Annotated in this window: 9 protein-coding genes; 6 read left to right on the plus strand and 3 right to left on the minus strand. The window is 70.8% G+C overall.

Translation table 11 applies throughout. The annotated features are described in order from the left end of the window. The first annotated feature begins 70 nt into the window (after positions 1–70). Positions 71–295: a hypothetical protein gene (locus ACFOY2_RS40885; protein ID WP_379533499.1), complete on the plus strand. Its 225-nt coding sequence runs from the start codon at positions 71–73 to the stop codon at positions 293–295. A 62-nt stretch (positions 296–357) separates the two neighbouring features. Continuing rightward, positions 358–1,566 (plus strand): FxsB family cyclophane-forming radical SAM/SPASM peptide maturase, encoded by a 1,209-nt coding sequence (locus ACFOY2_RS40890; protein WP_379533500.1) that lies wholly within the window; start codon positions 358–360, stop codon positions 1,564–1,566. Positions 1,567–1,630: 64 nt separating this feature from the next. On the opposite strand, the gene ACFOY2_RS40895 is transcribed toward ACFOY2_RS40890, so the two are convergent. Then, positions 1,631–4,366 (minus strand): helix-turn-helix transcriptional regulator, encoded by a 2,736-nt coding sequence (locus ACFOY2_RS40895; protein WP_379533501.1) that lies wholly within the window; start codon positions 4,364–4,366, stop codon positions 1,631–1,633. Positions 4,367–4,395: 29 nt separating this feature from the next. Continuing rightward, positions 4,396–4,788: a hypothetical protein gene (locus ACFOY2_RS40900; protein ID WP_379533502.1), complete on the minus strand. Its 393-nt coding sequence runs from the start codon at positions 4,786–4,788 to the stop codon at positions 4,396–4,398. 441 nt (positions 4,789–5,229) lie between these two features. On the opposite strand from ACFOY2_RS40900, the gene ACFOY2_RS40905 reads away from it, so the two are divergent. From ACFOY2_RS40905 to ACFOY2_RS40920, 4 genes are all read left to right on the plus strand, one after another. Further along, a complete protein-coding gene (locus tag ACFOY2_RS40905; protein ID WP_379533503.1) occupies positions 5,230–5,595 on the plus strand; it encodes a hypothetical protein in 366 nt (121 codons plus the stop codon). A 289-nt stretch (positions 5,596–5,884) separates the two neighbouring features. Then, on the plus strand, positions 5,885–6,100 hold the full coding sequence (locus tag ACFOY2_RS40910) for a hypothetical protein (RefSeq protein WP_379533504.1): 216 nt from the start codon (positions 5,885–5,887) through the stop codon (positions 6,098–6,100). A gap of 310 nt (positions 6,101–6,410) precedes the next feature. Next, positions 6,411–6,998, plus strand: a complete 588-nt coding sequence (locus ACFOY2_RS40915) for an isochorismatase family protein (RefSeq protein ID WP_379533505.1) — start codon at positions 6,411–6,413, stop codon at positions 6,996–6,998. 574 nt (positions 6,999–7,572) lie between these two features. Beyond that, positions 7,573–8,763: a cytochrome P450 gene (locus ACFOY2_RS40920; protein WP_379533506.1), complete on the plus strand. Its 1,191-nt coding sequence runs from the start codon at positions 7,573–7,575 to the stop codon at positions 8,761–8,763. A 309-nt stretch (positions 8,764–9,072) separates the two neighbouring features. Here the strand turns inward: ACFOY2_RS40920 and ACFOY2_RS40925 are convergent, their stop codons facing one another. Next, complete coding sequence (locus tag ACFOY2_RS40925) at positions 9,073–13,926, minus strand: DUF4132 domain-containing protein (RefSeq protein WP_379533507.1); 4,854 nt, start codon at positions 13,924–13,926, stop codon at positions 9,073–9,075. Positions 13,927–14,083: the final 157 nt, after the last annotated feature.

Below are 14,083 nucleotides of genomic sequence, written 5' to 3' on the forward strand. Positions count from 1 at the left end.
CTATGTGTGCTGGGGGCGGCGGCGACGTCGGCTTTCGGCCCCGCAAGTCGTTCCGACAAGGAGGATTTTTATGGACGTCACCCACGCCGAGGGTAACAACAAGCGGATCGTGGTCGCGCTGGCGGCCGCGGCGTCGCTCGCGCTCGCCCCGCAGGCCCCGCTGATCGCGCAGGGCGTGACCGAGACCGTGACCGTGGCCGTCTCGACCGCCGGCTCCGTCCTGGACAACGTCCTGGCCGGGCTCGGAGCGGCCGAGCCCGAGGCCAAGATCCTGGCCGGCAAGCACAACCGGTAGGCCCAGAAGAGAGCGGGCGCGGCGGCCGGCCGCCGCGCCCGTCCGGCAGCGAAAGGACCCTGATGATGTGGCCCACCGAGGAATGGAGCGTGGCCGCGCGCGAAAGCGGGGCCTGGCGACCGGTACCGTTCCAGCAGTTCTCACTCAAGCTGCACGGCTGGTGCAACCTGGCCTGCGACTACTGCTACGTCTACGAGATGGCCGACCAGTCGTGGCGGGACCGTCCGCGGAAGATGGACTCAGCCACGGTGGAGCGCGCCGCGTTCCGCATCGCGGAGCACGTGACGGCGCACGACGTCGAGTACGTCAACGTCGTCTTCCACGGCGGCGAGCCGCTGCTGGCCGGGCGCGAGGCCGTCGCCCGCGCCGCGCGTGGCATCCGCGCCGCGCTCCCGTCCGTCACCGAACTCAGCTTCCGATTGCAGACCAACGGCACGCTGCTGACCGGCGAGGTGCTGGACATGCTGCTGGCCGAGGGCATCGCGGTCGGGGTCAGCCTCGACGGGGACGCGCGGGCGCATGACAGGCACCGCCGTCACGCCGGCGGCCGTGGCAGCCACGCTGAGGTGACCGCTGGGCTGCGGCGGCTGTGTGCCGAGCCGTACCGGGAGCTGTTCTCGCACCTGTACTGCGTGGTCGACGTGGCCAACGATCCGGTGCGGGTGTATGAGTCGCTGCTGGAGTTCGAGCCGCCGGTCGTGGACTTCCTGCTGCCGGACGGCACCTGGTCCGCGCCGCCGCCACTGCGCGCGGCGGGGTCGGAGGCGACGCCGTACGCCGACTGGCTGATCGCCGTGTTCGAGCGCTGGTACGGCGCGCCCCGGCAGGAGACGAGTGTGCGGTTCTTCGAGTCGATCATCCAGCTGGTGCTCGGCGGGCAGAGCCGGGTGGACTCCGTGGGACTGTCGCCGAACGTGCTGGTCGTGGTGGAGACCGACGGGACCATCGAGCAGGTGGACACGCTGAAGTCGGGCTACCAGGGTGCGGCCGGGACCGGGCTGAACGTCTTCGACCATCCCTTCGACCGGGCGCTTGAGCATCCGGGCATGGCGGCACGTCAGGCGGGGGTGGCCGCGCTGTGCGAAACCTGCCTGAGCTGTCCGGTGGCGCGGGTGTGCGGCGGCGGTTATTACGCCCACCGCTACGGCGAGGGTACGGGGTATCTCAACCCGTCGGTGTACTGCCCGGACCTGTTCAAGCTGGTCACGCACATCGGTGACCGGGTTCAGGCGGATCTGCGGCTCCGGAATTCTGAAGAACGCGGCCCCTGATCCTTCGTCCTGACCTGACCGAAACTGGACGAGCTGTCACGGCAGGCGAGAGCGCCTTCCACCCTCATCCGTCCGGGTCGAGGTCCATGCGGGCCAGGTCGTTGCGCGAGCCGATGCCGAGTTTGGGATAGGCCTTGTAGAGGTGATAACTGACGGTGCGAGGGCTGAGATACAGGCGGGCCGCGATGCCGGCGTTGCTGAGCCCGGCCGCGGCCAGCCTGACCACCTGCTGCTCTTGTGCGGTGAGTCGGTCCAGCAGGCCGGGCACCTGCTCCTGGGGTAGGGAGGTCTCACCAGTGGCGCGCAACTCGCTGCGGACGCGGTCGATCCAGGGCAGCGCGCCGAGTCGTTCGAAGGTGTCGAGCGCGGATCGCAGGAGCGGGCGGGCCTTGTTGCGCTGCCGCTTGCGGCGCAGAAACTCTCCGTAGAGCAGGTGGGTGCGGGCCGCTTCGAAGACGTACGCGTCGTCCTGCCGGTGCAGACGTACGGCGTGCTCGTATCGCCGTTCGGCCTCTTCGCCGTCGGCCAGCTGCGCCTGGCAGCGTGTCGCGATGGCCAGGGTCCATGGCCGGCCCGTCGCCTGTGCCCAGCGCCGTAGCCGGGCGAGATGGGCCGCGGCGAGGTCGGGACGGCCCTGACGGACCGCTGCCTCCACGAGGGTGGCGGTGCCGAGGCTGTGATCGATGGCGGGATGGTGGCGCATCAGAGCCTCGGGAACCTGTGCGAAGCGGCGCAGCACCGCCTCGTGTCGTCCGAGTCCCAGGTCCAGGAGCGCGCGGGCGTAGACGCATTCGATGCCGCGTTCGCTCACACCGCCGGCGAGGACGTCCTCCGTCAGTTCGGTGCACCGCTCCTGGTCGCCTTCGATCGCCGCCACGCAGGCCAGCAGGCCGGCGTGGTGGCCCGCGAAGTGCGGCTGGTCGGTGTGATGCGCGACGCGCAGGCCCTCCTCGCCCGTGGACAGCACGTCCCGGTGCCGGCCGAGGAGCAACTGGCTGCGCGCCAGGTGCAGCAGGGCGCGGGGCAGCATGCCGATGTTGCCCTGGGCCCGGCACCGGTCGGCCAAGGCCGCCGCGCCTTCCTGAGCCGCGTCGATGTCGGCGAGCCACAGGAACCACCACTGAAGGGTCATGCGCTGCCAGATAGCCAGGTTCGCGGTGCCGGAGATCTGCTGGGTGAGCGATCTGATGTGGGGAATGGCCTGTGCCAATCGCTCGCCGGCGAGGTGAGAGACCGCCGCGGTGACGTCGGCCAGCATGGGTGAGGAGCGGGGCACGGCGGCCGTGCTGGCGGCGAGTTGGGGCGTGTGGTACGGCTCGCCGCCGCTCCAGGTGCTGATCAACGCGAAGAGGAGCATGGTGGCGGCGGTGTCGGGAGCCTGCTCGGCGAGCCCGGCGGCGGCCTCGGCCATCTCCTCCGGCCGCGCCCGCAGGTCCTGTTCCTGGGCGATGGCCGCGCGGACCATCGCCAGGCCGGCGCGTACCAGCGGGTCACGTGCGAGCGGCCAGGCGCGATCGGCCAGGTGGGTCGCGAAGGCGGTCATCCCGGCATCGAGCGCGGCCTGTGCCGCCGCGTCCAGGCGCCGGGCGCGCTGCCCCGGGTCGGGCGTGAGCTGAGCGGCTCGATGGTAGGCGGTGGCCACCGCCTGGTGGCCACCTCTGGCGCGGGCGTTTTCCGCGGTGTGTTCCATCTCCGCGGCCACGCTCTCGTCGGTGCCGTGGACGGCGGCGGCGCGATGCCACGCGCTGCGGTCGGCCATGCCGCCCTGCCTGAACGCCGCCGACAACGCGGCATGAGCGGTCAGGCGGGCCGACAGCGACGTCGAACGGTAGGCGGCGGCGCGGAAGAGCGGGTGGGTGAAGCTCAACCGGTCACCGCAGATGTGGATCACCCGGTCGTGCTCGGCAGGCTCCAGGTCGGCGACGTCGGCGCCGAACTGCCGGCCCGCCGTGAGCAGGAGATGCAGATCGCCGCTGTCGTCGGCCGCCGCGGCGAGCAGCAACAGCCGGGTTCGCTCGGGCAGCGCTCTGACGCGCTGGGCGAAGGCCGATTCCAGCTGTCCGGACATCGGGCCTTGGTGCAGGTGGAGGGCGGTGCCGGGGAGTTCACCGGCGCGCTGCTCGGGCGTGAGGGTGGCCGCCAATTCCAGCAGGGCGAGCGGGTTGCCCTCGGCCTCGGCCAGGAGGTGGTCTTTTACATGACCGGCCAGGTCCCCCAGCAGCGCGGCGCCGGAGTCCCGGTCGAGAGCCGTCAGCCGCAGGTCCAGTACGCCCTGTACGCCCTGTACGGGCATCGGGTAGCCGTCTCGCACGGCGAACAGCAGCGCGATGCCCTCGGCGCGCAACCGGCGCGCCACCGACGACAACACCGCAGCCGAGTACCGGTCCAGCCACTGCACGTCATCAACCAGCACCAGCAGGGGATCCGCCGCCGCCGCCTCGGCCAGCAGCGACAAGGTGGCCAGCCCGAGCAGGAATCGGTCGCCCCTGGCCTCGTCAGCCAGGCCGAACGCCGCACCCAACGCCGCGGACTGCGGCCCTGGCAGCCTTCCGCGCAGGTGCAGCACGGGAGCGAGCACCAGGTGCAGCCCTGCGAACGGCAGCTCCGCCTCCGATTCGATGCCCGTGCCGCGCAGCACTCGCATGCCCGTGGCGCTGGCCGCGGCGTACTCCAGCAGCGCCGTCTTGCCGATTCCCGCCTCGCCGCGCACCACCACGACCCCGCTCTCGCGGGCGCGCGCGCCGGCAAGCACCGCGTCGATGACGGCCTTCTCCGCATTTCTTCCGTAGATCTCGGCCAAAGGGAGCCCCTATGGGTCGTCGCGCCCGGTCAGCGCACCAACTCCGGTACGGTCGCGAACATCACCGCTGCTGCCCGCCTCGGCCTGGCCACAGCGCACCGTGCGACGCGTGCGTCAGGGCCGTGCCTGGCCGCTCCATGAGGAGGTACGGGGTTGTGCTCATATGCGGTTGACGAATGAGCACCCGCCGGAGGGACAGCCTCGCGCGGATGAGTTCGGAGGCGACGGCGGCCGCGATCTCCTCGTAGCTGCCCCACGTCGACCTTGACCCACCGCAGCCAGGTTTCCTGCAGGACGTCCTCGGCGTCGGCCGCCGAGCCGAGCAGGTTGCGGTGGGCGAGGAATGCCTCGGTTTCCGGGTCCGTCCCGCCACCAGCCATCGGCTCGGCTGTGCCCGTCGTCGCATCCCCGCGCTCCTTCATACCTGGCTCCTCGCAATTCCTGCTCTATGCACAAGGCGTCGGCGGCTGCCGTTGTGTGACACCCGTGATCGGTGACACACCTCACATGACCGCACTGTCACTCAGACTCACGGCAACCTCGATCCGAAATCCCTGACCCAGGGCCGAGTCAACTCACCGAGAGCAAGCGAACCGACAGGAGCAACGCATGAAGCACCGCATCGTCGTCGGTGCCGGCTATGCCGGGGCCTACGCGGCCGACCCCGCCCTGAAGAAATACAGTCACGCGACGGATTCGCCGCCGGGACAAAGCCGCCCAGTATGGCCCCATGCTCGCAAGCTGTCCGCTCGGCTCCGAGGTGCTGTGACGCGCCCGCTACGCCGACCGGGCCGCGTTGGAGCGGCGTACGGCAATACGCCGACTCGCCCTGAAATCGAAATCCACTCGATGGGAGCATTTTCATGCAACGTACATTCGCCCTGGCCGCCGCCTCCGTAATGATGCTGGGAGGTTTCGTGACGGCCACCCCCGCCCTCGCGGATTCCAGCACCACGACCGCCGAACAGTCCTCGGTCAACAGAAAGTCCAAGAAGTGCAACAAGCCGAAAGGAAAGCGATTCAACATCTCGTGGTCCGACGGCTCCCTGTCCACGACGTTCTACTTCAACAACCACTGCAGGGGTACGAACTACATCGGCATCTGGACCATCGTGAACCGCAAATGGTACTGCGTGGATATCAAGGTGAAGCCAGGGGTCAAGGGCAAGAAGAAGATCTGGACCGCCACCCCGAAGATCGAACAGGTCACCCTGAAGAAGTGCCCATAACGCGCCCCGAGGGGGATTCCCGCCCCGGCGGGAGTCCCCCTCGGGTTTTTACATCCTCGGACAGCCTGTACCTGTTCCAAGGCGCGCAGGATACCTTTGGCCTATCACCTCGACTGGTCGGGCAGTGGCTGCGTGGATCTCGGACCGCTGATTGCCAGACCTAAGAATCGCCGGTCACTCGGCCATGAGGCCCGCGTCGTTGAGTCGCTTGATGAGGCTGGGCTTGCCCTGGTGTCGTTCCCGGAGGTGGGGCGTACAGGTCTTCAATGGACAGCCGGTCCTGACCGAGGTGCGTTCGCATGTCGGCGGCAATGCTCAGGATGCGTTCGGCTCTGCCGGCGGTTCCGGAGCGTCGTTCCATCGCATCCAGACGGCGTTCGAGCACTTGAGCGGTGCGCTGGGTTTCCTCGGCCAACCGGATGACCCGGCGGGCGAGGTCATGAATGGGCTGGTGTTCGAGGTCCACGTTCACCGTCACTCGACTCCTTCGGTCGCGTTTACCTGAGTCGCATCTTCAGCGTAGTTGGTGCCCAAGCCTTTCCCGCGCCAACGAGCGCCAACTGGAGTCCGGGCACTGTTGTGGCGGCGAGCGGGCCGCGGTCATCGGCCACACCGCGATCGGCCAGGCTGAGCCGACGAGGAGCGTGAACGCGTATAGTGAAGATACTTGCACTCAAAGTCACAATCGGGTGGACGCGGTCCGGATCTGGAGCGGTGAACCGGGTTGCCGTGCGCGCCACGCCGGTCGGTGAACGTCCGGCGTGTGGTGTGCCCGCCCGCCGGTGGAAGGGTGTCCCGAGGGAAGGGGATTTTCCGTGAGTCGTGCACTGATCATCGTCGATGTGCAGAAGGACTTCTGCGAGGGCGGCAGCGTTCCGGTGAAGGGCGGCGCGGATCGAGCCGCCGCCATCGCCGACCTGGTCCAGCGCGCCGAGGGGCAGTATGCCTTCGTCGTCGCCACCCGTGACCACCACATCGATCCGGGCGCTCACTTCTCCGACAACCCCGACTTCCAGGACTCATTCCCCGTGCATTGCGTCGTCGGTAGTGAGGGAGGCGAGTTCCATCCGGATTTCGCGCCCGCCGTCGACTCCGGGCACGTCGACGAGGTCTTCTTCAAGGGCGCTCACTCCGCCTCCAAGAGCGGATTCGAGGGCTCGACCCAGGACGGCACGACACTGTCCGCCTGGCTGAAGGCCCGTGACATCGCCGAACTCGATGTCGTCGGCATCGCGACCGATCACTGCGTGAAGGCCACGGCACTGGACGGAGCGCGCGCGGGCTTCACGGTGCGGGTCCTGCTCGACTACACGGCCGGCGTCGCTGCCGACACCACGCGCACCGCACTGGACGAACTGCGCCGGGCCGGTGTCGCGCTGAGCGGCGAACCTGTCGTCGCCTGAACAGGCCGGCCCTGCCTGTTCGCCGGCGGCAGGGCCTTGCCTTTGCCTACCTGCTTCCCCGGCGGATTGATGCTGGCCTGCCCTCATCACAGGTCAAGATCGTTCGTTCCCGGCTTCGCCTCCGGGCGCTTCATGGGCAACCCGAAGGGACGCACCCCCGCCCGCCGCGCGGTGTGCCGTAGACCGCCTCGACCTGAAACGCCGGCTCGAACAGCTCTGAATTCCCCGGGTCCGAGGTGTCCCAGGGAGGCCGCCCCGTTCGTCGCCTGGATATGAGCGACAACTTTTCCGGCCTTCTACGCGGGCGGCACGGCCTCCAGATCGACAGCCGAGGGTGCGACACCTCGATGTGACGGCGCCGCCTTCGCCCTGGCCCTGATCTCCCGAACCTCGAGTTCGACGAGTAGGGAGGTAGTCAGGGCGTTGGCCACTCCGTGGTGCCTGCCACCGCGATGCGTGGGGGAGCGGATCACGCGGATCCGGGCGGTCCGCAACCCGGACAAAGCTCCGGCCACGCACGGTGGGGCCGCAGTTCACACCGCACAAAGACAATCACGGGACGGATAGACGGACGATGACGCAAGCGAACGAACTGCCGCTTCAGATAAGGCGGAACGGGCTCGACCCGGCAGAGGAACTGGCCCGGGCCCGAGACGGCGAGGGCGTGGTCCGGGTGGAGACACCCTGGGGCCTGCCCGGGTACCTGGTCTGCCGCCACGAGGACGTCCGCCGGGTGCTTACGGATCCGGCCCGGTTCAGCAGCGCCCTGACCCCGCCCCGCGGAGCCGTCCCGCTGGATCCCGACGAACTGGCCAGGTTGCGCGCCGGGCAACTGATCTGGTCGGACCCGCCGGAACACACGTGGCTGCGCCGGATGCTCACTCCGGAGTTCACGGTGCGCCGGATGCGCAGGCTCGAACCGCGGATCATCGAGATCGTCCAGACGGCTCTGGACGATCTGGAGCGGGCGGGCAAGCCGGCCGATCTGGTGGCGCACTTCGCCCTGCCGGTGCCGTCCCTGGTGATCTGCGAGCTGCTGGGCGTGCCGCATGCCGACCGCGCCGAGTTCCAGGATCGTTCCACACGCCTGCTGGACACCTCCTTGCCGGCGGAGGAGCTGACCGCGGTGCGGAGGGAGGATCGCGCCTACATGGCCGGCCTGGTCGCCCGTGCGCAGGCCGACCCGGGCGAGGACATGCTGGGCATGCTGGTGCGGGAGCACGGCGACGATCTCAGCACCGACGAGCTCATCGGTGTCGCCGGGCAGTTGCTGCTGGCCGGGCACGAGACCACCTCGAACATGCTCGGCCTGGGCACCCTGGCCCTGCTGCGGCACCCGGATCAACTCGCGATGATCCGCGAGGACCCGGCGCGGATCGAGCCCGCCGTCGAGGAACTGCTGCGGTGGCTGTCCATCTCGCAGTCGCCTCCGCCCCGCATCACCACGACCGAGGTGGAGATCGCCGGGCAGGTCATCCCCGCGGGCGCGATGGTGATCTGCTCGCTTCCCGCCGCCAACCGCGACCCTGCCTTCATCGGCGACCCGGACCGGCTCGACGTCACCCGGGAGGCCGCCGGTCATGTCGCGTTCGGCCACGGCCTGCACCACTGTCTCGGGGCGCCGCTGGCGCGGATGGAGATGCGCATCGCCTTCCCCCTCCTGCTCCAGCGCTTCCCCGGCCTCGCCCTGGCCGACCCGTACGAGCAGGTGGACTTCCGGGTCTTCAGCTTCGTGTTCGGCTTGAACTCGCTACGGGTGACCTAGGCATAGTCCAGCCAACCACTCAGGCGGGCCATCGCCCGTCGTAGTGCACGTTCTTCCGCTACTTCGCCGACAAGCGCGGTTCAGCCGGCCGACGCGCAGGCCTCGACCGCCGAGATATCGATTTCTCATAACGGTAGAGACCGTCGTCGTCGATCTCAACACCTCAATGCCGACTTCGGCCGGCTCGCCGGCGCGCTTCCCGGCGAAGCTGGGGTTCACTGAGGTGGAGCGGTTCGAGGCATGGGGCGCCGAGCAGTGGCTCGGCATGTGGTCCCCGGTTACTCCGTCCAGTTGTGTTTGCGACGAACGTCACTCCAGCCGGGCCGCGGCCTCCAGTGGCTCGGGCGAACGGAGGAAGCGCAGGTCCTCCATGACCAGGGCGACATCGGTGGCGCCGCCGCGGCGGAGGGCCGGGGTCAGCGTGGACAGGTCGGACCAGAGGGACGGGCGGAGGTGGACGCGGTAGCCGTCTCCGGCGGGTTCCAGGGCGAGGGCTTCGCCGATGGCGAGCCCGCTCTCCGGGAGGTGGGCCGCGGTCGCCCCGGCGGCTCGTTCCAGGGCGGTGACCGAGGTGACCCCGGCGGCGATGGGCAGGGTCGTGTCCGGGCCGGCGACGTGTTCGTGCAGGTCACGCAGGCGGGCGGCGGCGGTCGCACGGGCGGGGTGGGCCTTGGGCAGGCGGTCGGCCAGGAGCCTCGCAGCGCGGGCGATGTGACCCAGCGGCGGTACGGACGGACGCTCGCCGAGCAGGGCGATCAGCGCCTCCAGGGCGTCCTCGGCGCCGGAGGCGAGGGCGACCCACTGCTCGGTGGTGAGCGGGGTGAGCCTCGGGTGGCGTTCCGTCCAGTACGCGACCGCCCGGTCCAGGTCGGGGCCCCTACGCCAGAGGTCGGCGGGGTCATCGGGCATGAGCAGCTCGACGACTTCGACGGCCTCGTCGGTGGTGGTGAGCGCCTCCAGGGAGAGCGCGGCGATGCGCAGTTCGATCTCGGTCAGGCCGAGTTCGCGGGCGCGGGCGGCGTCGTCCTCGCGGAAGGCGGCGACGCGGCCCCGCGCCCAGTCGTCCGGCCAGGAGAGCGTGCGGGCCGAGGTGGACAGCAGGATCAGACACTGGGCCGGTGACAGGCCGGTGGCTTCGGCGAACGCCCGTACGGTCGCCTCCCGGTCCACGGGCGGCGGGCCGTTCTCGGCGATCAGGCCGAGCGCCCGCCGGAGCCGGTCCTGGTCGCCCCAGCCGTGGCAGGTCCGCAGCTCCACGACGCTGTTGCGGGTGAACAGGAGCGGGTCGGGGCCGTCCGGAGTGTGGAGGAGCGCCGTGACCGCGTACCCGTGCCCCACCTGCTCGTAGTCGGCGACGGCGGCGGCCATGATGGGGCCGTGGCCCGAGTGGATCTGCCCGAGTTCGTACTCCGGGCGCAGCCGGGCGACGTGCCAGGTGCCGTCGGTACGGAGGAGTTCGGGGACGGCGGCCAGTTCCAGAAGTCGCCCGCCGCCCTCGCCCCACGCGGCCTCCAGGACGGCGGCGCCGAGGCGGCCCAGCGTGTTCTCGACCCCCTTGACGGCGGAGGCGTCGAATATCGCGATCTTCTTGTCGTACGGCACATCGACGGCGGCACGGGTGAAGTGGACGATCCTCTCGTAGGCGGACTCGGGCCCCGGATCGTCCGGCTCGGGGGACTTCTCGGACTGGGCGGCGGGTGCCGCGACGGCGGGCGCCGGGCGCAGGTGGGGCGGCGGGGTCAGCGCCAGGCGTTCCAGCAGGGCGAACGCGCGCTCGCGGCATTCGACGGCCGTCCACACCAGGGACGTGACGCCCTTCCGGAGCGAGTCGTCGGTGATCTCCGGCAGGAGCGGGCGGAGCCGTCCCGCCAGCTCATCGCGGGCGGCGTCCTTCTCCTGGTACCAGCTCTCGGGGTCCAGCACTCGCATGAGGTCGGCGGCGAGCGCGGCGTCCACGACGTCGATCAGGGCCTGCGCCTTCTTCTCGTCGACGGCGCGCAGCGCCCTGGATCCTTCGGGGTCGCGCGGCCGCATCGCCGACCACCGGCCGGGAGGCGCGACCAGGCGGGTCCCGGCTGCGTAGCGGTGGCGCGCGACCGTGCCGATGTTCTCGGCGCCGTCGTGCTCGGGCACGCTGCTCCAGCCGCGGACGTAGCGGCCGATGGTCCGCCCGGCCGGGTCCCGCAGCTCGATGATCCGGCCCTGGCCGCGCCACACGGTGGCCTCGGCGCCACCGGGGAAGACGACCCGTTCGCCGTCGGCCGGTACGATGCGGCGGGCGGCGGGGTGCGCGCTGCCGTGCGGGCAGTGCGGGCCGCCGTGGTCCAGTACGGTCACCCGGCCGTTCACCGCGATCAGGCAGCGGTCGTAGAGGTCGCGCGCCTCGGTCCGTTCGTGGGACCGGTGGGAGATGTCCTCGTACGTGCCGAAGCCGTGGGACGGGCCGACTCCATCCGGTGTGACGACGGAGGCGCGGAACTGGTGCTCCCAGAGCCGGCCGGACTCGATCAGGAGCAGGTCGGCGCCGCTCTCCTCCAGGTAGTCGGTGATGGTGTTGACGTGGCCGGGGACGAAGGCGGGCAACTCCAGTTCGTCGAGGACGCCGCCGCTCAGCGTGTGGGCGAGGGCGCGGGCCGGGTCCGTCCCAGTTGCGATCGTCCGGACACTGTCCATGAGGGGGCCTGGGACTCCGGCGATGGTGAACCGTTCGGCGTCGCACAGGGCGGCGTGCGCGTCAGGAAGCCCTTGATGGGGGACCCGCTCGGCATGCTCGGCCAGGATGGCGGCGACGATCTGCGCCGTTCCCGGTGTCGCGGTCAGGGCCCGTACGGTCTCGGGGGCGGTCTGCTTCGGGACGGCGGGCTCGGTGACGTTGAGCTGGTTGGCCACGTTGCCCACGATCGCGTCGCGCAGCAGCGGAGCCCAGTCCGGGTCGGCGGCGACGGCGGCCAGGTCGGTGCCCGCTCCGGAGGCGAGCCGGTCGTACAGCTTGAAGGTGTGCAGCAGCCGGGGCCGCGCGAGCGGGACGCCGCGGTCCAGGAGGAGATCGAGGAGCGGGAGGTCGGCCGAGGTCTCCTCCCAGCGGTTGACCTCGTCCTCGTCCACTCCCAGTACCGCCTCATGGCCGTCGCAGGTGAGGCCCTCCGCGCGCAGCCGCGTACCGGCGTCGTGCAGGAGGTCGCCGAGACCGGCGACGGGGAGTGCGAGCCCCGCGTACAGCTTCAGGAAACGGCCGAGCCAGTCCTTCGCCGCAGCTCCCGCCAGCCCGGGGGACGTGGTGAACGGGGTGGTCAGGCCCGCGTCCGCGAGGTTGCCGAGGAGGAGCGACACCGCCGCGCTCTTCGCCTTGGGGGTGTCCTTGGCGGGCAGCGGCAGAATGCCGAGGAGCGCGCGGCCGATGCCCGCGTCCGCCCGTGCGATCGGGCCGAGCAACGGAAGGACGAACGTCCACAGGGCCTGCGGTGCCGACTCCATGCAGCCGCTGTCCAGCAGGGCCCGCACGGCGCGTTCGTCCTCGGGCCCGCCGAGCGCGTGTTTGGCGGCCTTCGCCAGCGCCGCCCAGCCGTCGGCCAGGGCCAGCGCGCCATCCGCGCCGTCCGGGACTGCCTCGCACCACTCGGTGAGCAGGCTGCGGTGCCAGCGGTACGCGCCGGGGGCGGGATGGCGGGCGGCGAGCCGCTTGCCGTGCTTCTTGAGCGTGGCCGCTCCTGCGGCGTCCGGTCCTGCGGCGAGGTGCGCCGCGAGGAGCGCGGCCTCGTCGACCGGCAGCGCGTGCGCGTCCTCGGCGGCGCGGGCCTTGTCGAAAAAGGCGGCGGCGAAGCGGGCGCTGCCCGCGGCGGCCAGGATCCGCGCGCACTCCTCGTAGAACGGCGGCAGCAGCTCGGGCGCGTGCGTCTCCAGGTCGTCGCCGGTCCGGGTGAGCGCGGTGCGCGCGAGGCCGGGCTTGCGGGCGGCCAGGCCGCAGGCGGCCCGCAGGTCGGTGTGCGCGGCCAGGATGCGGGCGCGGTGCGCCGGGTACCGGTGCAGGGCGGAGGCGAGGAAGCCGAGCGGGCCCGCGTGCACGGTGCCGACGCCGGTCTCCGCCACCGGGTCCAGGTCGTACAGCGACTTCTCGGCCTTGTCGCCGTCGACGGCCGCGCGCCGGACGAGTTCGACGACCGGCTCGTCCAGGACGGAGTGCTCGTAGCGGACGGTGACGCACGTGTCCTCGCCGGAGCCGGCGGGCGTGCCCGGCAGCACCGCCCCGGCGCGCAGCAGCACCTCGCGCGTCGGGCCGGTGATGCCGGAGGGCGCCACGGTGCCGGGCTCGCCTTGGTGGGCGTCGCAGTAGGCGGAGTACGCCTCGGCCGCCTCCACCACCGGCTCCGTCTCCTCCACGGTGCGCTCCGCGTACAGAGCCATGAGAATGCGGACGCCCTCGGACCAGGCGATGTCGCCGATCTCCCGGCCGCCCGCGGCGAAGCTCAGCCACGCCATATAGGCCGGGCTCATCGGTCCGCTCCAGTCCAGGTCGATCTCGACGCCGAGCGGCTCGGGCGCGTGCACGGTGAAGCACGCCCTGTCCCCCTTGATGCGCCCGCCCAGCTCGTGCACGCGGCGCTCGAACGCGGCGCCGCTCTCGTACCGGGCGTCCATGTATCCGAAGCTGTCGATTCCGCCGAACGTACGGTCCATGCTCGCCGGACGCGTCCACACCTCGCGGCGTACCTGCTCGACAACCTGCGTGAGGTTCCGTCCCCGCCAGATGGGCAGCTCGTCGCCGAGCAGCAGCGGGTGCGGGATCGCGAAGGCGTCCGCGCCCGTCCACGCGCCCTCGCGCAGGAGCGCGCAGCGGGCGAGGTCGGGCGCGCCGTCGACGATCGGGGCGATGACCAGGCCGGTGAGCGTCTCGCGCCACACCGGGTCGTCCCACACGGCCGCGAACACCGCGGCCGGGACGGGCAGCGACCGCACCATCCAGGACTCGATCCGGTCGTGCACCGCCCGCGCGTGCTCGCCGAGCCGGTCGCAGAGAGCGGCGAGTCGTACCGCGGTCGGGTCCTTCCTGACGTTGGCGGGCACCTTGGCCAGCACGCGGCCCGCGGCCGTCCGGCAGGCGAGCACCGGCCGCCGCGTCCCCTCGACGGTGAGCTCGTGGCCCGTCGCGATCCCGATCCATCCCATGGCCCACCATTCTTGATCATTCCTATGACATTCTTCGGGAAACGGATGATTTACCCGCAGTTGTGGGGGCAGCCGGTAGGGCGCGGGGAAAACATCGATCTTGTCTTTGTCATCGCGGGTGCCGGCGCGCTCGGCTGCGCGGGTTGATGGAAGCGAT

Source organism: Nonomuraea purpurea, from assembly GCF_042650645.1.
Taxonomy (GTDB): Bacteria; Actinomycetota; Actinomycetes; order Streptosporangiales; family Streptosporangiaceae; genus Nonomuraea; species Nonomuraea purpurea.

Bases quoted from the DNA above. Each gene is read 5' to 3' on its own strand.
- ACFOY2_RS40885 (WP_379533499.1), top strand. From the start codon at position 71: ATGGACGTCACCCACGCCGAGGGTAACAACAAGCGGATCGTGGTCGCG.
- ACFOY2_RS40925 (WP_379533507.1), bottom strand. From the start codon at position 13,926: ATGGGATGGATCGGGATCGCGACGGGCCACGAGCTCACCGTCGAGGGG.
- ACFOY2_RS40905 (WP_379533503.1), top strand. From the start codon at position 5,230: ATGCAACGTACATTCGCCCTGGCCGCCGCCTCCGTAATGATGCTGGGA.
- ACFOY2_RS40900 (WP_379533502.1), bottom strand. From the start codon at position 4,788: ATGAAGGAGCGCGGGGATGCGACGACGGGCACAGCCGAGCCGATGGCT.
- ACFOY2_RS40920 (WP_379533506.1), top strand. From the start codon at position 7,573: ATGACGCAAGCGAACGAACTGCCGCTTCAGATAAGGCGGAACGGGCTC.
- ACFOY2_RS40890 (WP_379533500.1), top strand. From the start codon at position 358: ATGATGTGGCCCACCGAGGAATGGAGCGTGGCCGCGCGCGAAAGCGGG.